The following is a 22,820-nucleotide window of genomic DNA, read 5'->3' as shown; positions in this document are numbered from 1 at the left end:
GATTCACTATATTATAAGCAACTATCGTGCCAAGTTAGTGTATTTGTGTTTTTTTCTTAATAATTCCTTTATATATAAGTATTTCAAACAAAAAAAGATACACTAATTATTTTTTAATTAGTGTATCTTTTTTGTGTATTATTCAAATAAATCATCTGTATTGTTTTCTATATCCTTTTGAGAGTTGCGAATTAAATGAAGAATGTAGTATAGCTCCGACTCAGAAATCGTCAGCTTAAATACTTTATTTAATGTCAGTACAGCTTTGGACACCTCATTATAAAATGAATCATTCTTGACTTCATTAAGCTGCTCCTCCTCTACAGCCAGAGGATCTTGACGCAGTGAGCGTTCCAGAACACCTGCCATATGCATAATCAGGTTCACATAAAATGTATACGGATGCTGCAAGTTCAGCTTTGTCTGCAGCGTATCGGCAAACTGCCACAACGGCTCTATTACCTTCTGCGGATTAATAAAGGTGAAGCTTTGTTCCATGTAATCCAGACAAATCTGCTTTGCCGCGTCTTCATCTACTTGTACATTCTGAATGGCCAGCTCATCATCATGGGCCAGACGATTGATAATTTCTCCAGCTTCTCCCGAAAAAAAGGTTTCCATTGGGATAAAAGGCGCATCTATTTTAGGATCTGTAATCCCTGTGGCCGCTACTACTTTGTATTCTTTATAAATACCACCCAAACTCTTATTGATATCTAGTATAGAATACGGCAGTACGGTTAAATGCTGCTCTGTTTGTGGTGTCAGATAGCCCTCAATTAATTCCTTCATCCGCTGAGCCGTTCCTTCGCCAGAGGCGCAGATAGCTAAAATTGCTTTTTTCTTAAAGACCGACTTACTGACACCTGTATCTTTCAACGGATGGATACCTGCATACCCACGGAAGCTTTTCAGAGAATCATACAAGTCTTCCAAATGTGTATCCAGCAGTGTGGTTTTTCTAGCCGTTTCCAATACAATAGGTGTTGTCACCATGTCTACTGTTCGTACATCAATGCCTGTCTGACGAACAATCTCTTCAGAAAATGTTCCTAAAGATCCCATGTCTACTAATAAAATAACTCCGCTGCCTTCATCTATGGCTTTAACAGCTGTGAGAATTTTCTGTAGTGCTTCCTGCGGCTTCATTTCAAGCGGCATATCCACCGCTCTTAAATTATCCACATTCAACAGCTGCATGACAACATCCACCATACTGGTTGCTGTACTGTTGCCGTGAGCTGCAACGACAATCCCTATACGGCCGGCACCTTTATTTTCCCGCAGAGAGATTAGCAGCACTGCCAAATAATAAATTTCTGATTCAGGAATTGACAGTTGATACTCTTCTTCGATAATTCCTTTAATAGCCTGAGCTGTTTCCAGCTCCTTCGGATAGCCTAGCACCATATTGCGCAGATTCTCATTTAAATGATGCTGCCGGCTATCGCCAATCTGAATACGTTTGAGAAATGAACTGATGTGCAGACTCATCGCATAAATAAAGTTGGATTGGAAATCATAGCCTAATTTTGTTTTAGCAAAGGTGAACACCTTGCGGGTAATATCTATAATTTGCTGATCCATGATTTCTGCCAGCTTTTTTTCTGTATCAAAAGTAAAGCCGTGATTTCTGTAAAATGATTTCAAATGAACATTAATATCCGTTGTAATAAAATTATTAATTACTTCCTGATCCAATCCATCGGCTTTCAGCAGAGCTGCTTTATCTCCTATGATTTCGTAAAGATTATATGGCAGTTCGTATGCATCTGACTGAACCGTAACTAAAGAAGTATTTGGTTCCACCACCATCTGAGGTTCAAGATATTGTGATAATTCTGCCAGAGCTTCACGATTACTGGCCAGCTGGAGCATTCCCTGCTTAATCCCATCTGTCAGTTCGTCCATCGTAATCACCATCTCCGGCTGATCGATATGATTCAGGAAGCCTCTAGCCGTAACCAACTGAACGTTGGATTTCAACTGCCCCACATTCCCATATGTCACACTGCCAATCAAAGCCTTAACAACATCCTCTGAAAGAGAGATCTTTCGCTGAATCCGGCTCGCTTCCAACGCAACCATAATCTTAACTAGTTCAACTTTTTCTTTCGCCGGCCGATCATTAAAATTCGGCAGTTGAATAATAATTGGAATTCGCCGAACAAATGTATTCAACAGTGAAGAAGCCGGATTCTCCGTTGTCGCACAAATAATCCGCACATCAGCATGATTATTTTTCGTTGTTTCTCCAAGTCGGGAATAGGTCCCATGATCCATAAAATAGAAAATCATCTCCTGACCTTCCGGAGGCAGCCGGTGAACTTCATCCAGAAACAGAATACCACCGTCCGCTTCATGAATGATTCCTTCTTTAGTTGCCGTTGCTCCAGTAAAAGCACCCTCAACATAACCAAAAAGATGGGACATCAGCAATTCTGGATTATGGGCATAATCTGCGCAGTTAAATACAATCAGCTCTTTATTTTCCTGAACAATATCATTTCGTCTGGCAAACTGGAACATCGCATGTGCGAAATACGTCTTTCCAGAACCAGTTGGTCCAATAATTAGACAATTCAACCCTTTCGGCGGATACAGGATTGCTGCTTTCGCCTGCTCTACAGGAGTTTTCATGCTGCCTGCTGCACCAATCATCTGTTGAAAGATATCATTCATTGCATAGCTCGTTTTATCTCCCTTTTGTACGGATGAGGAAGCCACTTTATTTTCTATTTCCCGATAGCTCTTTACATGTTTTTTTAATGGACGATATTGGCTAACCGACTTATCAACGTATCTTACAGGACGTCCATCGACTTTCTCCAGAAGACCTTCCCGAACAAGTTCGTTTAAATCCTTACTAGCATTAGTCCGCTGAATGTTTAGTGCATCAGATATATCAGAGGTCGTTAGTCCAAACCCTATAGGCATATCTGAAGGCGACAGGTTTTCAGTTTTCTCTTTGACATACAGATAAATCTTCTCAATTCTTTTCATAGTTAACTCCAGCCCCTTCTAGCGATACACTATATTCATGTGTATCATACAGTGTATTCTTAAAAAAGTACACTAATATCTATATCTGCCCAAAAAAAGAGCTGTTTTTATTTTGTCTTATGTTAAGATTCACTGTTTTTTTCATCATTTCATGATTTTTACATTCAATTTGACTTATATAATGAAAGGAAACATTGAAACAGCTTGAAAAATCAAGCTTTCCCCGATATAATGCAAAGAGGCTTAAGTATATATAGAAAAGTGAGGAAAAAAATTGATTACTGTAAATGATGTAAGTTTGTTGTTTTCTGACCGCAAACTTTTTGATGATGTAAATATTAAATTTAATCCAGGAAACTGCTACGGATTAATCGGGGCAAATGGTGCCGGAAAATCGACTTTTCTGAAAATTTTATCTGGGGAAATTCAGCCGACAACCGGGACAGTTTCTTTAGGTCCAGATGAACGTATGGCAACCTTGAAACAGAATCATTTCGATTATGAAGATTATACTGTCCTTGAAACAGTCATTATGGGACATAAACGCTTATATGAAGTAATGAAGGAAAAAGATGCTGTTTATATGAAGGAAGACTTCTCTGATGAAGACGGCATTCGTGCTGCTGAGCTAGAGGGCGAATTTGCTGAATTAGATGGCTGGGAAGCAGAACCTGAAGCAGCTGTCTTACTCCAAGGTTTGAACATTCCGGAAAATCTTCATGATCAGAAAATGAGTGAATTAACTGCTGGACAAAAAATCAAAGTATTGCTTGCCCAATCTTTATTTGGCAAGCCGGATGTCTTGCTTCTAGATGAGCCGACCAACGGATTGGACACTCGTTCAATCAATTGGCTGGAAGAATTTCTAATCAACTTTGATAATACTGTTATCGTCGTTTCCCATGACCGTCACTTTTTAAACAAGGTTTGTACACATATGGCGGATTTAGACTTTGGTAAAATTAAACTCTATGTAGGGAACTATGACTTCTGGCTGGAATCGAGTCAGCTGGCTGCCAAGCTGCAATCAAATCAAAACGCTAAAAAAGAAGAACAAATCAAAGAGCTGCAAGACTTTATTGCTCGCTTTAGTGCGAATGCTTCCAAGTCAAAACAAGCAACTTCCCGGAAAAAGATGCTGGATAAAATCACATTGGATGATATCCAACCTTCTTCCCGCCGCTATCCTTTTGTTGGCTTCAGCCCTGAAAGAGAGATTGGAAACGATCTGCTGCAGCTGGATAATATTTCTGTAACGATTGACGGCAAAAAAATACTGGATAATATTTCCTTTACTTTAAATAAAGACGACAAAGTTGCATTTATCGCTGATAGTGATATTGTAACAACTACTCTATTTAAAGTTATCATGGGTGAAATAACACCTGACACTGGAACTGTCCGCTGGGGTGTAACGACTAGTCAGTCTTACCTGCCAAAAGACAACAGCAAAGAATTTGATACGAATTTAACAATTCTTGACTGGCTGCGTCAATATGCAAGTAAAGAGGAAGATGATAATACCTTCCTGCGCAGCTTCCTTGGAAGAATGCTGTTTTCAGGTGAAGAAGTACTGAAGCCTGTTAATGTACTTTCCGGTGGAGAAAAAGTAAGATGCATGCTGTCTAAAATGATGTTGTCTAAATCAAATGTGTTAGTTCTTGATGATCCGACGAATCATTTAGATTTAGAATCAATCACAGCTTTAAATGATGGCTTAATTTCATTTAAAGGCGCTATCCTTTTCGCTTCTCATGACCATCAGTTTATTCAAACTCTAGCAGATCGTGTTATTGCTGTATCTGATAAAGGACTAGTTGACCGTGCAGATACAACCTACGATGAATTCCTGGAAAACAAGGACGTTCAAAAACAACTAGACGAATTATTTACTGGAGAATATTAATCTGAAAACTTTTTAGAGACTAAAAAAACTGAGACTGGAGAATTCCAGCCTCAGTTTTTTTGCTTACTATTACTAAAATGTCTTTTCATTATCGCTTCATTAAGCAACCTTGATTGGTTCGTATCGTTCCGAGCCAATTACTTTCATCATAAAATCGACTGGCGAAACCGATTGATCTTGGATTAATGCTTCGAACACTGACGGACTGTAACCTGAAACCATCTTTACATATTTTTCTTCCATTGAAACAGGCAGCTGATTTTGACGAGCATTCACATTCCAAAATACAATCTCAGGCATTTGATAGCCTGCTCGGTTCATCATCCGTTTTAATGTCTTAAATAGTGTTTCTCTTGTATATACGGCGCCTGTTCTTCCCACCGCAGCATCAAATTCCATATCTGAGATAATATACAGCTTTTCAATCATTTCCGCTTGAGAGAGGCGATATTGTTTGGCGGTCTGCAAAATCACCTGAAAGACCTTTTCGAGATTGGTATTATATCCCCATGAAGCTCTCTGCAGATTTTGAACCTTTGCGACAAAATCCTGTCCCTTTAATTCACATAGCTTCGGTGATTCTGAAAATGTCATAAAATGATTCTTAAACTCGCTGTCGTTTCGTTCAGACAAATAAATACCTAAAGCAATTGCTGCTTCCATCGGCCTGCCGGTCATGGAGCCGGAAACATCTACTACGGCTAAAGATTTTTCTTTTCTTTCACCAATGTAGTCCGGCAAATTCGCCCACAGACCATTATAAAGCGTTCTGTTTTCTTCAGTTATATGTGTAGTCAAAATTTTGCCGACAATATCTGAAGGGTACAATGTTCCTGCATTGATTGTTGCAGCTCCTTTTTTCAGCTGCTCCAAATATTCAGTATAACGTTCCTCATCATTTCGATAGAATGCCTGGCGATATTTCATACCGGCAAGAGAGGGCAAATTCTGATAACTAATGGTCTCATAGGTTTGCTCTGACAGCTTTGTTTCCACTATCTCTAATGTCCGGCGCAGCTTACTCAGTTCTTTTCGATAGTCAGCCTTATTTAGCTGCATGCCTTCTAAAATAATTTTTAACTGCTCTTTTCTTTCCTGATTTCTCACAGAAACAGACGGCATCCATTTAGCTAGCAATGAAATCGGCTTATTTTGTTGATTATTCCATTGATCGGCATAAAATTGAACGCGTACAATGGTTAATACTTCTTCTTTCAAAGGGGTAGTCAACAGCCAAAGCAAATCATCCCAACGTCCATATTCTGGTATAAACTTAAGCACTTGTTTTGCTGTTGCACATTCATTATAGGCTAGGTCGTTCAATACAATTCTAAAAAAGCGCCGCTCTCCCTGACCTCCACGAATATCCCGCAGATAAAACAAGGTTTTCATTGCTAGCTCCTTATCCTCTAAAAATGCTTTACGGAATAAAGCAACTACCTCCTGCTCACTTCTGGTACGATAGGATCCGCCTAAAGCGAATAAATCCAGCAAATCATTCAGTGAGCTTTTTAATGTGTAGGCACCATTTTCTGTTTTTGTTATATTGAACATCTGTTTCAATTCCTTTAACATGTTGTCCCCTCCTTTTTAAACTTTTCTTTTTATCTGGTAAGAATGATTGATCAAATCATTCTTACCATACTCCTTTTTACAGAGCGCATGGTTTCAGTCTTTGGTAGAAAGATTTTAATATTTGCTGTGCGCGCTCTTTATACAAGACACTTTTTTTCCTAATTCTATCCCTAGTAGAGTGGTTTTGAGTTGCTGTAAGTGTCTTTATAAGTAAAACAGGATTCGAACCTGTATCTGCTGAATACTATCAGCTGTTTAACCGTTAAACTATTTACTTGATAAACCTATTATAGTCAGAGGGGTAGAAAGTATCTTATAAAAAAAGTTGCGCAAATAAAAAATAGAAAAAGAAGCAGTACATCATCTGTTTGGTGATGTACTGCTTCTAAAAAACGAATAAGAAATATACTCGATTCACTAAAAACTGGTTATTCTTTTAATACTGATACTATCGTTTCTTTCCTAATGAAAATACAGCAATACAGCCATAACCTGTATGACTGGTAATCGTAGGACCTAACGGATACAACAAAATTTCTTTTGTTTGAATTTCTTTTGCAAGTCCCTCTTTAACCTTTTCCGCACTCTCTTTATCTCCGGCATATGCAATAAACAGTGTCTGGTCTATCGGGTCTTTAATATTCTGAACAGTTTCATCTATTACTTTTTTCAGTGCTTTTCCTCTACCGCGAACTTTCCCTACATTTTGAAGCTTCCCGTCACTATCCACAGTAATAATCGGCTTAATATTCATTAGTCCACCGATAGCTGCTGTTGTTTTAGAGATTCTACCTCCCCGCTCCAGATGCTTTAAATCATCTACTGTTACCCATGATTGAACATTCATCTTATTTTCTTCCATCCATAGTAATACCTCTTCTAAAGAATGTCCGGCATTTCTCAACGCTATGGCTTTATGAACCAGCAATCCCTCTCCTAGACTGGCTGCTTTAGTATCAACAACATAGATAGCTACTTCCTCATATTCTTCCTTAAGCATTTCTACGGCCTGTACAGCACTTTGGTAAGAACCGCTTAATCCGGAAGAAAAAGCCAAATACAGTACGGGTTCTTTTTTCTCTACAAATGTCCGGAAAAATTCCTGATAGCGTCCAGCATTTACTTGAGAGGTAGTCGGCATTGCACCATTTTTAATTTTTGTTAGAAAATCTGAATAGTCAAAGGTTTCTCCTAAATCATCTATCAGCTCTTTATTATCAATTGTTATCGTCATACTAATGAACGATACATCATTTTCCTGCAAAAACTCATAAGGCAGATCACAGCATGAATCCGTCACTAGCTTAAATGTCATTTTATTGTCCTCCTCGCTCACTACATTTTATCATAAATCTGTTAACTACACTTATTTTACTATGAAGACTTAAAAAAAGCTGAAATAAGAGAATAATCTTATTTCAGCAAATTATTTTTATAACTGTAAAATGATGCTCTTAGCTTTATAAAGCCTATATCTGCGCCCACACACTTTCCAAAACATTGGTCTGGTTCCGGTCTGGACCTACTGAAAATGTAGAGATGCGGACACCGACTAATTCTGAAATCCGATGGACATAGTTTCTGGCATTTAGTGGTAGATCAGAGAGCGTCTTGCACTGAGTAATATCTTCATTCCAGCCTGGAAGTTCTTCATAAACTGGTTTGCAGCGGCTTAGTTCTTTCAAACTAGCAGGATAATGATAGATCAGTTCTCCATCAAGCTCATAGGCTGTACAGATTTTTACTGTTTCTAACCCGCTTAATACATCAATTGAATTTAGGGATAGATTCGTAATCCCTGAAACTCTTTTTGAGTGTCTCATAACAACTGTGTCAAACCAGCCAACACGTCTCGGTCTGCCCGTTGTTGTGCCATACTCTTTACCAATCTTACGGATTTGCTCACCAGTCTCATCAAATAATTCTGTTGGGAATGGTCCATCACCAACCCTTGAGGTGTACGCCTTACAAACACCAACTACTTTATTAATTTTAGATGGTCCTACACCGCTGCCGATTGTCACACCGCCGGCAACAGGATTAGATGAAGTTACGAAAGGATAGGTTCCCTGATCGATATCCAGCATAACCCCTTGAGCGCCTTCAAAAAGAACTCGTTTTCCAGCATCCAGGGCATCGTTCAAAATAACAGAAGTATCTGTTACATATTTTTTTATTTCCTGACCATACGCATAATACTCTTCAAAAATATCTTCAAATGCGATTGGTTCGCTATCAAACATCTTAACAAACTGGCGGTTTTTTTCCTCCAGATTGATTTTCAGCCGTTCTTCAAAAATTTCCTTATCCAGTAAATCAGCAATTCGAATTCCTACACGGGCCGCTTTATCCATATAAGCAGGGCCGATTCCTTTGATTGTAGTTCCAATTTTATTATCTCCCTTAGCATCCTCCTGCAGCTGATCCAGTTGAATGTGATAAGGAAGTATGACATGTGCCCGATCAGAAATTCTCAGATTATCTGTGGCAACATTGTTTTCTTTTAAATATTTCAGTTCTTTCACTAAAGATTTAGGGTTAACTACAACACCATTCCCTATAACACTAATTTTATCTTTATAAAAAATACCTGAAGGGATGAGGTGTAATTTATAGGTTGTTCCATCAAACTTAATTGTATGACCGGCATTATCTCCGCCTTGGTAACGTGCGATTACTTCTGCATTTTCACTTAAAAAGTCTGTGATCTTTCCTTTTCCTTCGTCGCCCCATTGTGTTCCTACTACTACTACAGATGACATTTAAGCACCTCATTCTTTATTATTTAATCCGCATCTATTGTAACAATAATAAGCGAAGTTTTCAACGAAAAATCGAATATTAGTTTCTAAAAAAAAGATTATCAAGTTAAAACACGAACGATTTTGTTTTCAAAGTTCCATTTTTATAAAAAATACGAATTTTATAGTTTTTAGCAGTTCTTATAAATTTTTATTCTTCAGTAATTTTTCCAAAAGAAAAGTGAGTAGCATAACTCATTGAGTTATATCCTACTCACTTGGAATCCGAATAAACGGTGGGGACAGTAGCACATACCAGCATTGAACTGCGACGAGTAATCGCAGGAGCACATGTCTTACTACCAGCTGCGACGAGTAACCGCAGGAGCAAGACCTTCGGAAATAAGCCGAAAATCACAAAAATTTGAAGAACATCAGGTAGGAATCAGTCAACATCGACTGGCTCACATTCGTGTTTCCTGTCATTTCCGTGAATTTCTTCTTATTGCTGAGAAACACAGTGAGGAACGAGCTGATGTTAAACAGTACCTATTTGGTTCTCGGGACTAAACACTCCTGTACCATCTTAATTAACAGCTAATAGCTTTTCCCTAAAAATCTTCTCTTAAAGATAGCGAGGAAAACTTATTGTATTCTTTGATAAATAGTAGTTCTACAGTTCCCCGGGCACCACTACGGTTTTTCTCAATAATAACTTCTACTACATTATCGATTTCCGGTGGTTCTCTATCCGGATCATCATCTTCTCCGGCACGGTCATAATAATCATCTCGATATAGAAATGCAACGATATCCGCATCCTGCTCAATCGAACCAGATTCCCGAATATCACTTAATACGGGACGTTTGTCTTGTCTTTGTTCTACTCCACGAGACAACTGTGAAAGAGCAATAACCGGAACCTTTAACTCTTTTGCCAGCTTTTTCAACTGTCGGGAAATATCAGAAACTTCCTGCTGACGGTTTTCTTTTCCTGAGCCTTCAATTAGCTGAAGGTAATCAATAAGAATTAAACCCATATTCCCTTTTTCCTGAGCCAGTTTTCGACATTTTGCCCGAATTTCTGAAATCTTGATACCTGGTGTATCATCAATATAGATATTTGCTCGTGACAAGCTGCCCATGGCGATAATCAAGTTCTGCCACTCTTCTTCCGACAACTGCCCTGTTCGCAAGTGAGAAGCCTCTATGGAGCCCTCAGCGCACAGCATTCTATTCACCAGTGACTCTGCTCCCATTTCCAAACTGAAAATAGCAACAGCTTTATCTGTTTTCGTTCCAACATTCTGAGCAATGTTCAAAGCAAACGCCGTTTTACCAACAGCTGGTCTGGCAGCAAGGATAATTAGCTCTTCCGGCTGTAGCCCCGCAGTCATCTTATCCAATGCCTGATAACCAGTCGGCAGACCAGTAATATCTTCGTTTTGCTGATACAGCTGGTCGATATTGGCAATCGCTGTATTCAAAACCTCAGAAATAGACAGAAAGCCGCTTCGGTTTCTCTTCTCAGAGACCTCTAAAATACTTCGTTCCGCATCATCTAATATCGTCTCTACATCTTCGCCTTGTTCAAAGCCTTTGGTTACAATCTCAGTCGCAGTATGAATTAAATTGCGCAGTAATGATTTTTGCTCAACGATTTTAGCATAGTGTGCGATATTAGCAGCAGTTGGGACAGATAAAGCCAATTCAGATAAATAGCTCAGACCGCCAACATCTTCAAGTAGATTCTCTTCTTCCAGCTTGTTTTTGACAGTAACAACATCAACTGCTTCATTTCGTTCATTTAGTGTAATCATTGCCTGAAAGATCAATTGATGATTACGGCGGTAAAAATCCTTGGGTTCTATGTATTCCATTGCATCTATGACTACTTCAGCGTCTAAAAAAACAGACCCTAAAACTGCCTGTTCAGCCTCTATATTTTGAGGAGGCACTCGATCCTGCCATACTTCATTCATCTATTTTTCTCTCCTACAAACGAATTTCTCTAGTCTTTCTATTCTAACAAGAAATTATTGAAAAGTATATGGTTAACACCGACGCTATTCTTTTATACTACTTAAATGAATCATGGTAATTTTAAAATTTCTCTTTTTTTACTCTATATACAAAATAGCAAAGACGAAGCAGAAGAATTTATTCTGCTTCGTCCAATCTTTTTTTATTCTTCTACAACATGTACTTTCAATACTGCTGTTACCTCGTGGTGAAGTTTTACAGGAACATTCGTATAACCTAGCGTTCGAATCGGCTGACCCAATTCCAATTTTCTCTTATCTAATTTTACTTGGAATTGCTTATTTAATGCTTCCGTAATTTGTTTAGAAGGAATCGACCCAAATAAGCGGCCATCTTCTCCAGCCTTCGCTTTTATTTCAATAACAGTGTCTTCTTTTTCCAAAAATTCTTTCATCTTCTCTGACTCCGCCAGAATTTCAGCTTCATGCTTTGCTTGTGCCTTTTTCTGACCTGCCAGTGCACTGATGCTGCCTTTATTTGCTTCTTGAGCTAAATTATTTTTTATCAAATAATTTTGTGCATAACCGGTAGGGACTTCTTTAACCTCGCCCTTTTTTCCTTTACCTTTAACATCTTGTAAAAATATTACTTTCATCTGTTTCACTCCTTATCATACATTTCATCTACGTTATCTTTAATTACGTTCAACAGTAGTTCCTTAACTTCTATAATACTGCTGTCTGCAATTTGTGTAGCAGCATTAGTAAAGTGACCGCCGCCTCCTAAAGCCTCCATAATAATCTGAACATTAATTGATCCATTACTTCTGGCACTGATACCAATTTTTTTATCTTTTCGTTTTGTAATAACAAAGGCGGCATTGATACCAGACATCGATAACAACGTATCTGCTGTTTTAGCAGCTGCAACACTATCGTATTCCTTCTCTTCTTGTCCAACAGCGATAACCGTATCTTCGGTCACATATTCACTCTTGGAGATGAGCTGACTCATTTCCAAATAACTGGTTAAGTCTGAGCTTATTAAATATTGTACTAAAGATGAATCCGCTCCACAAGTTCTTAAATAGCTCGCTACATCAAAAGTCCGCGGTGCAGTACGAACACTAAAGCTTTTCGTATCAACAACAATTCCTGCTAATAAAAGTGTAGCATCAAATTTATCCAATTTGCTATTTACTGTATTGCTTTGATATTCCAGGAGCTCTGTCACTAATTCTGAAGCAGAAGATGCAGAGGATTCAATATAGGATAGTAGAGATTTATCAGGGAATTCATCGCCCCGTCGATGATGGTCAATGATTACAACCTTACTAAACCGATCATATAATTCTTTGGATATAGAAAGTGACGGTTTATGATAGTCTACCATAATCAGCAAACTATTGTTCTGCATTTTTTTGATTGCTTCTTTTGGTGAAATGATTTGTTGATTTAATTCGGGATGTTTTTTAAGCTCCTCTAATACACGATAGACATCTGGTATGTTTTCTTCCGGATCTAAAATCACCCACGCTTCTTTTTCATAAAAACTTGCCAGCTTAGCGACGCCAAAAGCTGAACCAATCGCATCCATGTCCGGTAAATGATGACCCATAATATAGACATCCGGCGACTCTTTGATTAACCCCTGAATCGCAGTACTCATCGCCCTGGAACGAACACGTGTTCTTTTCGATACAGAAGCTGACCTTCCACCGAAGAAGACTGGTTTACTACTGCTGTTTGCTTCTTTTACAACTACTTGATCGCCACCTCTTACCAATGCCATATCAAGATTTGTTTGAGCGATACTTCCTGTTACCTCCAGATTATTTCCACCATATGCAATCCCCATGCTCAATGTAATACCAATACCTTGCTCATTTGTATCTTTCCTAACAGTATCCAGTATTTGAAATTTGCTATTCATCATCTGTTCAATATCTTCTAATTGTCCAACAAATATATAGCGGTCTGAATCTAAACGCTTGTAAAATACTTGATATTCTTCTAACCAATCAGAGATTCTAGTCGTTAAAAAACTATTCAGATAAGATACCTGTTTCACATCCATATTATCGGTTACATCATCATAGTTATCAATTGATACAATACCGATAGCAGTCTGCATAGCTTTCTTTTCCTGATACAAAATATTTTCCTGGGTAATGTTTTCAAACGTAATCGTTGTCTGATCCAGGTTTACTTTAAAACGAAAAATATCCTCTCCTACTTTAAATATGTCTTTTCCTTTTTCAAATAATGAAATATACGATACAACATCTTCCGTAGTCAACAGAAGTTTTTGTTCCTCACCTGAATAAAATATTTCTTCTGCGTATGGATTTAACCATAGCGGCTGTTTTGTTGTTTCATCATATGTAATGATTCCTACAGGTACTTCGCTAATTGCAAAATCAATAGAATCCTCAGCATTAATCGTAGCTTTTCTTATTTTTTCAATATTCGATAATTCCAATCTCCGAACGAGATTCAATATTCGATTAATCAAATAAATATTGATTATTGCTAAGATTGCACTGATTAAAAGCTTATTATTAAGAAAAAAGACAATTGCTATTTCTAAAATACAGAGAAAAACAAAGAAGAAAAAGACTCTTTTTGATCTCGTCTGTTTCATCATACAGCCTCCCCAAATTTTAACTACAATAAAACTCCCTTTCTATTTTACCACACTCTGCTTCATCCATGCGAATGATACTCAAGCAAAATGTTTCACGTGAAACATCATTGTTTGCTCCATTTTATAAACTTGCTGTCTTATGGTTCCTATTATCTAAATTATTTAAACTTGTTTCCTTTCTTATCTGAGTTTTGTTATCTATTCAACTTCATTTAAAGACTATGCCAAGCTTAAACTATTATTTAGCCTATAATGTAAGTAGAACTAGTTTTTATCTTTAGACTGTCATGAAAAAGTAAAGACTAGTAATTATACATTTATAAACGAGACAGTATTTGAAGGAAGCCTTATCTAACTTCATTGATTTGTTACTTTGAGATAATTTTATCTCTTTCATTTATATATTCAGCAAAACATATTTAATCTAATAACATCCTCCTACTGGTCAATATGACAAACTATTTATTAGGCGTATAGAAGTTCTATTACTGCTTTTTCAAGCTAAAAAACTTTTAAAGTTAGATATGAAGAAATGAGACTCTCCCAATAATAAGAAATCTAATACTATCCTATATACGGTGGGGGCAAAAATGTGTAGCTTTAAGTACATGTAGGTACATATCAGATCAGCTCATACTTTATTCACTTGTTTACCAGCAATAAGAAGAATATTACTCATGTGGAATCCACATAAACGTAGGAGCAGAAGCACACATACCAGCATTGAACTGCGACGAGTAACCGCAGGAGCACTCACAAAGCACTTAAATGCGACGAGTAACCGCAGGAGCACTCACAAAGCACTTAAATGCGACGAGTAACCGCAGGAGCAGGTCCTTCAGAAATAAGCCGAAATTCACAAAAATTGTGGAACACCAGATAAGAATCAGTCAACATCGACTGGCTCACATTCGTGTTTTCTGTCATTTCTGTGAATTTCTTCTTATTTCTCGGACTTAACATGAAACACTTCTGTCTCATTCTTGATTCCTTCTTACTGCTCTTTAATTTTGATGAATTTTAGTCTATTTCTGAAGGATTTACCTCAGCAACTACTCATCGTGGTTAAAGTGTTAGTATATACTACTATTTCATTGAAAGACTATAACTCATAGTTATAACCATACTTACTTCTTTTTTATTGTAAAAGACTTTAAGTTACCCTTATTAAATACAACATATGAAAGAATATAATTTTACCTAAAATAGTAAAGAGAAATATTGTCATACACTTCTCTTGATTGATGATTGGGTGGAACATCGTCTTATCTATAATCTTAGTTTCGCTAAAAAACGGTTGAAAGGATTTTTCCTTTCAACCGTTTTTTTCTATAGTAATAACTATTTTTATTGCTCTTCGCCTACGAATGGAAGTAAGCCCATGATACGAGCACGTTTGATAGCAATTGTTAGTTTACGCTGGTTTTTAGCACCAGTACCAGTTACACGACGTGGCAAAATTTTTCCACGTTCAGAAATAAATTTTTTCAGCAATTCAACATCTTTATAATCAATATATTCAATGTGATTTGCAGCAATATAGTCTACTTTACGACGTTTACGTCCGCCTCTTCTTTGTTGTGCCATTCTGTTTCCCTCCTGTCAAAAAATTCTTAGAATGGTAAATCATCATCTGAAATGTCAATAGTTGAACCAGAACCTCCAAAAGGATCTGCATCTCTATTAAAATCAGGCGTATTACTACTACTACCGTTACTAGACTGAGATGATGGCTGATTAAAGTTGTTGCTTTGTCCTGTAAAGTTGTTGTTATTATTCTGCGGTTGAGTAAATCCTCCTCCAGAATTGAAAGAAGAGTTATCCTGCGTTTGTCTTTGTTCAGATGCTGAACGAGACTCTAATAACTGGAAGTTATCACAAACAACTTCGGTTACATAAACTCTTTGACCTTGCTGGTTATCGTAGGATCTTGTTTGAATCCGTCCAACTACTCCTAACAAAGTACCTTTACGAGCATAATTAGCCATAGTTTCAGCTGGTTTACGCCAAATCACACAATTAATGAAATCTGCTTCACGTGTTCCGTTCTGATTCGTAAAATTACGATTGACTGCTAATGTAAATGTAGCAACAGCAGAACCACTTGAAGTATAGCGCAAATCAGGATCCTTTGTTAATCTTCCAACTAATACAACGTTGTTAATCATTTGAGCATCTCCTTTCGTCTAATAAATGTTTCACGTGAAACATTTTATGCTTCTTCTCTAATAATCATGTGACGAATGATATCATCATTGATTTTAGCAAGACGATCAAATTCATTGATTGCGCCTGCATCTGATGGAGAAGATACTTTAACGATATGATAGATGCCTTCACGGAATCCGTTCATTTCATATGCTAAGCGGCGTTTTTCCCAATCTTTAGATTCGATAACTTCAGCTCCATTATCTTTTAAGATTGTGTCGAAACGTTCTACTAAAGCAGTTTTTGCTTCTTCATCAATGTTCGGACGAATAATGTACATGATTTCATAATTCGTATCTTGACTCATTGATTTTCACCTCCCTGTGGACTTTAGACTCTTAGTTTGCTAAGAGTAAGGAGAGCGATCTAAATAAATAGACTACTCACAATTTTCCATTATACATGGAAAATCCCATGAAATCAAGAGTTTTCATAAGTTTCATTCAAATAAAAGTAAGGTTTTTTTAGCTGCTCCCTTTGACTTGTTTTCTATTTTTTACTCTGATTTTAGATGTTATAGTCAAAGTGTTCTGGCTCGATAAATAAAGCAAAAATACCTTTCCTCTTATTTCTGATGATCATCGATTTATTTTCATAAATAGAAAAAAGAGCTGCGACATTTTTTCCGTCACAGCTCCTTTAAACAAAGTGGACAATTTTAGGAGCTTTGCTTCCTAATTTTTCCATATACCTTTGTTATAAATTTTTCACTTATTCTTCTGTTATATTTTCACCCTCAGTTGCTTCTGCTATTTCAACATCATCAATTTCAGGTTCAACAACTGCCATCGTAACAACTTTCGCTTCGTTTTCCATTCTCATAAGACGAACACCTAAAGTAGCACGACCTGTTTGAGATACAGTAGCAACATTGAAACGAATGATTACACCTTTATCAGTAATCAATAAGATGTCTTCATCGCCTTTAACAGTCTGCAGACCAGCTAAAGGACCGTTTTTCGCAGTAATATTAGCTGTTTTAATCCCTTTACCGCCGCGTCCTTTAACAGGATATTCAGAAGCTTTTGTACGTTTACCATAACCATTTTCTGTAATGACTAACACTTCATCTTCAGCACCTAAAACAGCCGAGCCGACCACATAATCGTCTTCTCTCAAACGAATTCCCCGTACACCAGAAGCACTTCTTCCCATATCACGAACAGTCGTTTCAAGGAAAGTAACTGAGTAGCCTTTATGTGTACCGATGATCATATTCTGTTCTCCATCTGTCATAGAGACATTTACCAGTTCATCTTCATCTTTTAATCCAATAGCAATTAAACCATTGCTTCGGATATTGGAAAAGGCTGTAACACTTGTCCGTTTCACGGTTCCTTTACGGGTAGTAAAGAACAAGTAATGACCTTCTTCAGCTTGACCAGTAACTGAGATAATCGCTTGAATGCTTTCACTGGAATCGATTCCCAGCAGATTGATTACAGGGATACCTTTCGCAGTCCGGCCGTATTCTGGAATTTCGTATCCTTTCGCCCGATACACTTTACCTGTATTAGTAAAGAACAGCAAGGTATCATGTGTTGAGCAGGAAACTAAATTTTTCACGAAATCATCATCATGAACACCCATTCCCTGTACGCCGCGTCCGCCTCTACGCTGTGCTCTAAACTCGCTATTCGCAACACGTTTGATATAGCCGTTATTTGTCAGCGTGATTACTACTTCAGCTTCTTCAATCAGGTCTTCATCTTCCAGACTCAGCACTTCGCCAACTAATAGTTCTGTACGGCGGGCATCGCCAAATTTATCACTGATTTCTGTCATTTCTTCTTTAATAATTGTATCAATTCTTTCTGGCTTAGCCAGAATATCTTCTAGATCAGCAATCAGTTTTAATAATTCCTGATATTCATTCTCAATTTTTTCCCGTTCTAAGCCTGTTAAGCGACGCAGACGCATATCTAAAATCGCTTGTGCCTGACGGTCAGAAAACTTAAAGCGCTCAATCATTGCAGCTTTTGCTTCATCATCAGAGCTTGATCCGCGAATGATTGCGATGATTTCATCGATATGATCCAGCGCAATTCGCAGCCCTTCTAAGATATGTGCACGTGCTTCTGCTTTACTTTTTTCAAATTCAGTTCTTCTGCGAATAACTTCCTGCTGATGCTCAATATAATTTTCAAGAATACGCTTAAGGCTAAGTATCTTTGGTACGCCTTTTTCAATAGCCAGCATATTAAAACCAAAGGAGCTTTGCAGCGCAGTCATCTTGTAGAGGTTATTCAATACAACTGAGGCACTAACATCCCGACGCACATCGATAACAATCCGCATTCCTTCACGGGAAGATTCATCACGCAAATCTGTGATTCCTTCAATTCGTTTATCTCTGTGTAGCTCAGAAATACGTTCAATCAGCTTCGCTTTATTGACCATATACGGCAATTCTGTAACAAGGATTCTTTCCTTGCCGTTTGGCATATCAATCAGTTCGACTTTTGCTCGAACTGTAATTGAACCTTTCCCTGTTTCATATGCACGACGAATACCAGATTTCCCCATAACCAATCCCCCTGTAGGGAAATCTGGTCCTGGCAGAACCTCCATCAATTCATTCGTAGTTGCTTCTGGATTATCCATCAGCATCTGAACAGCAGAAACGACTTCCCGCAGGTTATGCGGTGGAATATTTGTAGCCATCCCAACCGCAATCCCGGTAGTACCATTAACCAGCAGATTAGGAAAACGTGCCGGCAATACATCTGGTTCCTGCTCAGAGTCATCATAGTTACTGTGGTAATCAACAGTATTCTTATTAATATCGCGCAGCATTTCCAAGGCAATTTTACTCATTCTTGCTTCGGTATAACGCATCGCAGCAGCACCGTCGCCATCAACGGAACCAAAGTTTCCGTGACCATCGACCAACATTGACCGATAGCTAAAAGGCTGTGCCATACGCACCATTGATTCATAAATTGCACTATCACCATGAGGGTGATATTTACCCATAACATCCCCAACGATACGGGCCGACTTTTTATGCGGCTTATCAGGGGTCACACCTAGTTCATTCATCCCATAGAGGATGCGGCGGTGTACTGGCTTTAACCCGTCACGTACATCAGGCAGAGCCCGAGCCACAATAACACTCATTGCATAATCAATGAAGGATTCTTTCATTTCACTGGTCAGATTGACGTCGCGAATATTTTCTTTCAAGTCTTCATTCATGAATTTTACTCCTTCTTATTTTTAAATATCCAGATTTTTCACATAATGGGCATTGTCTTCAATAAACGCTCGTCTAGGCTCTACTCTGTCGCCCATCAGCATTTCAAAGATTTGATCAGCTTCGATAGCATCATCGACACTCACACGTGCCATCAAACGTCTCTCAGGGTCCATTGTCGTCTCCCAAAGCTGATGATCGTCCATTTCACCTAAACCTTTGTAACGTTGTATAGTGGGCTTCGGAGAGGCTGGTAATGTTGCCATTACTTCTGCCAAATCATCTTCAGCGGTTTTTCCAGGCTGGATATAGGTAATTTTCTTTCCTTGCTTCACACCATATAAAGGAGGCTGAGCAATATAAACATAGCCGGCTTCAACAATTGGACGCATGAACCGATAAAACAAGGTTAGCAGCAATGTTCTGATATGTGCACCATCGACATCGGCATCGGTCATGATTACCAGCTTGTGGTAACGTGCTTTTGAAACATCAAAGTCTTCACCAAAACCAGTCCCCATTGCGGTAAACAATGAACGAATTTCTTCATTTGCCAAAATTTTGTCCATACTTGCCTTTTCAACATTTAGAATTTTCCCACGAATCGGTAAAATCGCCTGAAATTCACGACTTCGTCCTTGCTTAGCTGAACCGCCGGCTGAATCTCCTTCGACGATAAATAGTTCGCATTTTTCCGGATCTTTACTGGAGCAGTCAGCCAGTTTCCCAGGCAAATTACTGATTTCCAATGCGCCTTTACGGCGGGTTACTTCACGGGCGCGTTTTGCTGCCAGGCGGGCTTTAGAAGCCAGCATCCCTTTTTCAATGATCTGTCTTCCTACGGTTGGATTCTCCATAAGGAATTTGTTGAAATACTCAGAAAACAGGCGGTCGGTAACTGTCCGAACTTCAGAGTTGCCCAGCTTAGTTTTCGTTTGTCCTTCAAACTGAGGTTCCGGATGTTTGATTGAAACAACGGCAGTCAGTCCTTCACGAACGTCCTCACCAGTCAGATTCTCATCGTTATCCTTCATCAGCTTCTGCTTACGGGCATAATCGTTAATCACACGAGTCAGAGATGTTTTAAACCCAGATTCATGGGTACCGCCTTCGTACGTATGAATGTTATTAGCGAAGCTTAGGATGTTGGAATGATAACCGTCTGTATACTGCATAGACACTTCAATCGTGATTCCCTGCTGCTCGCCTTCTATGAAGATTGGATCTGGGAACAATACCTCTTTATTGGCATTTAGATGTTCTACATAACTCTTGATTCCGCCTTCGTAATGATATTCCTTTAAAACTGGTTTTTCTTCCCTCTTATCTTCAATCGAGATTTTTAACCCGCGGTTAAGGAAAGCCAGCTCACGAACACGTGTCGCCAGTTTTTCAAAGTTAAATTCAACTGTTTCTGTAAAAATTTCCGGATCTGGAATGAAATGGACAGTCGTTCCATGACGATCTGTCTCATCAATAACTTTCAAATCAGCAACAACTGCACCACGGCTGTATTCCTGAAAATAGACTTTTCCATCTTTGTACACTTTTACATCTAATGTCACAGATAGAGCATTTACTACAGATGAGCCTACTCCGTGCAGACCGCCGGATACTTTATAACCGCCGCCGCCGAATTTTCCTCCAGCATGGAGAATGGTAAAGACTGTTTCTACTGCTGGACGACCGGTCTTTTCTTGTATCCCAACGGGGATTCCCCGCCCATCATCAATAACAGTAATGCTGTTGTCAGGTTCAATAATTACCTGAATACTTGTTGCGAAGCCGGCCAACGCCTCATCGATAGAATTATCTACGATTTCCCATACTAAGTGATGCAGTCCTTCTGAACTTGTTGATCCAATATACATCCCGGGACGTTTTCTAACAGCCTCCAGACCTTCAAGTACCTGGATCTGACTGGCGTCATACTCCTTTGCACGTTCCTTCATACTTTTTTCTTCTTCAGTCATTCAATGATTCCCTCACTATCTCTCCCTGTTGAACATGGAATATATCTGGTTCAACAGTAATTTTATTGGTTAAATGATTCAAGGTTGTCGTTGTTATAAAGGTTTGCACTTTTCCTTCTATTGTTTCCAGTAAATGCAGCTGACGTTCATCATCCAGCTCACTCATAACATCATCTAAAAGAAGAACCGGATATTCTCCTGTTTCAGCATACATTAAATCAATCTCGGCCAGCTTAACACTAAGTGCTGTTGTTCTCTGCTGCCCTTGCGATCCATAGGTTTGAACGTTCTGCTGATTAACATTAAATATCAGATCATCTCTATGTGGTCCTAAAAAGGTTGATGCTTTAAACAGCTCTCTTTTACGGTTCTTCATTAGCTGCTGGAGAAAAAGCTGCTGCAGCTCTTCCACGCTTTGTTTTTCTTCAGGCAGTACTATGCTTGAAGCATACTCTATGGATAATTCTTCCCGGCCATGGCTGATTTTCTTGTGGAGTTCGTTTGCCCATTTTTCCAGTTTTGTAATAAATTCAAGACGAGCAAAAAGCACCTTTCCGCCAAACTCGGCCAGCTGCTCTGTTAATATATCCAGATAAACTGTATCCGTCTGACTTTTATCAGCCAGTTGCTTCAAATATTGATTACGCTGTTTTAATACAGACTGATACTGAACAAGGTCGTACAAATAAATTGGGTTGACCTGTCCCAGCTCCATATCAACAAACTTCCTTCGAAGCTGAGGCGAGCCTTTTACCAGCGATAAATCTTCGGGTGCGAACAAGATAACATTCAGCTGACCAATGTAAGAGCTCAGCCGTTTTTGCTCAATATGATTAACTTTAGTTTTTCTTCCTTTACTGGAAATGATAATCTCCATTGGCACAGTTCCGGAATTCTTCTCGATAACACCTTCAATTTTTGCAGTATCGTGTCCAAAGCCGACAAGTTCTTTTTCGTTGCTGGTCCGATGACTACGCGTCATTGCCAGTACATAGATACTTTCCAGCATATTGGTTTTCCCCTGAGCATTTTCACCTAAAAAAATCGTCAATGCTTTAGGAAAAGTCAGAGCAGCTTCTTCATAATTCCGATAATGCTTCAAAGTGATGTTATTCAGTCTCATCAGCTGACTCGTTTTCTTTTTCCGCCATAAAAAAAGTACCTTCTTCAGGTATTTCAATCATCATGCCGGGATATAATTTTCGCCCTCTACGATTTTCCAGCTCGCCATCCACAAAAACACTGGTTTCTGCTAGATACCATTTTGCCTGACCACCACTGCTGATGACATTGATCTCTTTTAAAAATTGACCAAGTGTCATGTAATCAGTTTCTAAAATAAGTGTTTTTTTCAAAATACATCCCTCTTTTAAAATTCACTTTTACTTTAATATTATACCTTTTTTTCATGCAGAAAACAAATTTATCCGTCTAATTTTCGCTCTAAGCAATTTTAATTAAAAATGACATAATCTATTATTTCGAAAAAAAATCTCTTAAAATGCATTTTATAATGAAATTCAAGAAAAATTCTTCTTGAAAGCTTTTCATTCTTTTCCAAAATCTTTGAAAAATAAAAAACAGAAGCA

The 22,820-nt window shown here is 38.4% G+C and carries 17 protein-coding genes and 1 tRNA gene; 2 read left to right on the top strand and 16 right to left on the bottom strand.

The window, feature by feature from the left end:
• Positions 1–138: 138 nt before the first annotated feature.
• Entirely contained in the window at positions 139–3,003 is a 2,865-nt protein-coding gene (locus AC1Z3K_RS09630; RefSeq protein WP_426083178.1) for a sigma-54-dependent transcriptional regulator, read from the bottom strand.
• Positions 3,004–3,277: 274 nt separating this feature from the next.
• On the opposite strand from AC1Z3K_RS09630, the gene AC1Z3K_RS09625 reads away from it, so the two are divergent.
• Positions 3,278–4,909 carry an ABC-F family ATP-binding cassette domain-containing protein gene (locus AC1Z3K_RS09625; RefSeq protein ID WP_426083176.1) on the top strand — a complete coding sequence of 544 codons (1,632 nt, stop codon included), beginning with the start codon at positions 3,278–3,280 and terminating at the stop codon, positions 4,907–4,909.
• A gap of 99 nt (positions 4,910–5,008) precedes the next feature.
• Here the strand turns inward: AC1Z3K_RS09625 and AC1Z3K_RS09620 are convergent, their stop codons facing one another.
• The 4 genes from AC1Z3K_RS09620 to AC1Z3K_RS09605 all read right to left on the bottom strand — a co-directional run bounded on the left by AC1Z3K_RS09620 (position 5,009) and on the right by AC1Z3K_RS09605 (position 9,246).
• Complete coding sequence (locus AC1Z3K_RS09620) at positions 5,009–6,484, bottom strand: DUF2828 family protein (RefSeq protein WP_461732587.1); 1,476 nt, start codon at positions 6,482–6,484, stop codon at positions 5,009–5,011.
• Between the two features lie 207 nt (positions 6,485–6,691).
• Positions 6,692–6,761: transfer RNA gene (locus tag AC1Z3K_RS09615), tRNA-OTHER, on the bottom strand.
• Between the two features lie 171 nt (positions 6,762–6,932).
• Positions 6,933–7,799 (bottom strand): DegV family protein, encoded by an 867-nt coding sequence (locus AC1Z3K_RS09610; RefSeq protein WP_461732586.1) that lies wholly within the window; start codon positions 7,797–7,799, stop codon positions 6,933–6,935.
• A 154-nt stretch (positions 7,800–7,953) separates the two neighbouring features.
• Positions 7,954–9,246 carry an adenylosuccinate synthase gene (locus AC1Z3K_RS09605; RefSeq protein WP_426083171.1) on the bottom strand — a complete coding sequence of 431 codons (1,293 nt, stop codon included), beginning with the start codon at positions 9,244–9,246 and terminating at the stop codon, positions 7,954–7,956.
• A gap of 330 nt (positions 9,247–9,576) precedes the next feature.
• Here AC1Z3K_RS09605 and AC1Z3K_RS09600 point away from each other — a divergent pair, with 330 nt between their 5' ends.
• Positions 9,577–9,795, top strand: a complete 219-nt coding sequence (locus AC1Z3K_RS09600) for a hypothetical protein (protein ID WP_461732585.1) — start codon at positions 9,577–9,579, stop codon at positions 9,793–9,795.
• 41 nt (positions 9,796–9,836) lie between these two features.
• On the opposite strand, the gene dnaB is transcribed toward AC1Z3K_RS09600, so the two are convergent.
• The 11 genes from dnaB to yaaA all read right to left on the bottom strand — a co-directional run bounded on the left by dnaB (position 9,837) and on the right by yaaA (position 22,586).
• Complete coding sequence (gene dnaB / locus AC1Z3K_RS09595) at positions 9,837–11,207, bottom strand: replicative DNA helicase (protein ID WP_426083169.1); 1,371 nt, start codon at positions 11,205–11,207, stop codon at positions 9,837–9,839.
• Between the two features lie 203 nt (positions 11,208–11,410).
• The gene (rplI, locus tag AC1Z3K_RS09590) at positions 11,411–11,863 is read right to left on the bottom strand and encodes a 50S ribosomal protein L9 (RefSeq protein WP_426083167.1); all 453 of its coding nucleotides are present in this window, start codon (positions 11,861–11,863) and stop codon (positions 11,411–11,413) included.
• Between the two features lie 5 nt (positions 11,864–11,868).
• Positions 11,869–13,851, bottom strand: coding sequence for a DHH family phosphoesterase (locus AC1Z3K_RS09585; protein ID WP_426083165.1), 1,983 nt, complete (start codon positions 13,849–13,851; stop codon positions 11,869–11,871).
• 807 nt (positions 13,852–14,658) lie between these two features.
• A complete protein-coding gene (locus AC1Z3K_RS09580; RefSeq protein ID WP_461732584.1) occupies positions 14,659–14,835 on the bottom strand; it encodes a hypothetical protein in 177 nt (58 codons plus the stop codon).
• Between the two features lie 366 nt (positions 14,836–15,201).
• Positions 15,202–15,441: a 30S ribosomal protein S18 gene (gene rpsR, locus AC1Z3K_RS09575; protein ID WP_087641644.1), complete on the bottom strand. Its 240-nt coding sequence runs from the start codon at positions 15,439–15,441 to the stop codon at positions 15,202–15,204.
• 26 nt (positions 15,442–15,467) lie between these two features.
• Complete coding sequence (gene ssb, locus AC1Z3K_RS09570) at positions 15,468–16,022, bottom strand: single-stranded DNA-binding protein (RefSeq protein ID WP_426083161.1); 555 nt, start codon at positions 16,020–16,022, stop codon at positions 15,468–15,470.
• 44 nt (positions 16,023–16,066) lie between these two features.
• A complete protein-coding gene (rpsF, locus tag AC1Z3K_RS09565; RefSeq protein WP_426083159.1) occupies positions 16,067–16,369 on the bottom strand; it encodes a 30S ribosomal protein S6 in 303 nt (100 codons plus the stop codon).
• Positions 16,370–16,773: 404 nt separating this feature from the next.
• A complete protein-coding gene (gene gyrA, locus AC1Z3K_RS09560) occupies positions 16,774–19,260 on the bottom strand; it encodes a DNA gyrase subunit A (protein WP_426083157.1) in 2,487 nt (828 codons plus the stop codon).
• A 21-nt stretch (positions 19,261–19,281) separates the two neighbouring features.
• On the bottom strand, positions 19,282–21,231 hold the full coding sequence (gene gyrB, locus AC1Z3K_RS09555; protein WP_426083156.1) for a DNA topoisomerase (ATP-hydrolyzing) subunit B: 1,950 nt from the start codon (positions 21,229–21,231) through the stop codon (positions 19,282–19,284).
• Complete coding sequence (gene recF, locus AC1Z3K_RS09550) at positions 21,224–22,354, bottom strand: DNA replication/repair protein RecF (protein ID WP_461732583.1); 1,131 nt, start codon at positions 22,352–22,354, stop codon at positions 21,224–21,226. The genes gyrB and recF overlap by 8 nt, the downstream gene beginning before the upstream one ends.
• Positions 22,341–22,586 carry a S4 domain-containing protein YaaA gene (gene yaaA / locus AC1Z3K_RS09545; RefSeq protein ID WP_426083153.1) on the bottom strand — a complete coding sequence of 82 codons (246 nt, stop codon included), beginning with the start codon at positions 22,584–22,586 and terminating at the stop codon, positions 22,341–22,343. The genes recF and yaaA overlap by 14 nt, the downstream gene beginning before the upstream one ends.
• Between the last annotated feature and the right edge of the window lie 234 nt (positions 22,587–22,820).

It is taken from the genome of Enterococcus sp. LJL128, from assembly GCF_056924295.1.
Note: the sequence above shows the minus strand (reverse complement) of the source record. Positions and strands in the feature narration are given on the sequence as shown.

Coding starts and splice junctions, on each gene's coding strand:
- recF (WP_461732583.1), bottom strand. CDS start 22,354: ATGAGACTGAATAACATCACTTTGAAGCATTATCGGAATTATGAAGAA.
- AC1Z3K_RS09630 (WP_426083178.1), bottom strand. CDS start 3,003: ATGAAAAGAATTGAGAAGATTTATCTGTATGTCAAAGAGAAAACTGAA.
- AC1Z3K_RS09585 (WP_426083165.1), bottom strand. CDS start 13,851: ATGAAACAGACGAGATCAAAAAGAGTCTTTTTCTTCTTTGTTTTTCTC.
- gyrB (WP_426083156.1), bottom strand. CDS start 21,231: ATGACTGAAGAAGAAAAAAGTATGAAGGAACGTGCAAAGGAGTATGAC.
- AC1Z3K_RS09610 (WP_461732586.1), bottom strand. CDS start 7,799: ATGACATTTAAGCTAGTGACGGATTCATGCTGTGATCTGCCTTATGAG.
- AC1Z3K_RS09620 (WP_461732587.1), bottom strand. CDS start 6,484: ATGTTAAAGGAATTGAAACAGATGTTCAATATAACAAAAACAGAAAAT.
- rpsF (WP_426083159.1), bottom strand. CDS start 16,369: ATGAGTCAAGATACGAATTATGAAATCATGTACATTATTCGTCCGAAC.
- AC1Z3K_RS09600 (WP_461732585.1), top strand. CDS start 9,577: ATGTCTTACTACCAGCTGCGACGAGTAACCGCAGGAGCAAGACCTTCG.
- rplI (WP_426083167.1), bottom strand. CDS start 11,863: ATGAAAGTAATATTTTTACAAGATGTTAAAGGTAAAGGAAAAAAGGGC.
- AC1Z3K_RS09605 (WP_426083171.1), bottom strand. CDS start 9,246: ATGTCATCTGTAGTAGTAGTAGGAACACAATGGGGCGACGAAGGAAAA.
- AC1Z3K_RS09580 (WP_461732584.1), bottom strand. CDS start 14,835: ATGAGACAGAAGTGTTTCATGTTAAGTCCGAGAAATAAGAAGAAATTC.
- ssb (WP_426083161.1), bottom strand. CDS start 16,022: ATGATTAACAACGTTGTATTAGTTGGAAGATTAACAAAGGATCCTGAT.
- rpsR (WP_087641644.1), bottom strand. CDS start 15,441: ATGGCACAACAAAGAAGAGGCGGACGTAAACGTCGTAAAGTAGACTAT.
- gyrA (WP_426083157.1), bottom strand. CDS start 19,260: ATGAATGAAGACTTGAAAGAAAATATTCGCGACGTCAATCTGACCAGT.
- dnaB (WP_426083169.1), bottom strand. CDS start 11,207: ATGAATGAAGTATGGCAGGATCGAGTGCCTCCTCAAAATATAGAGGCT.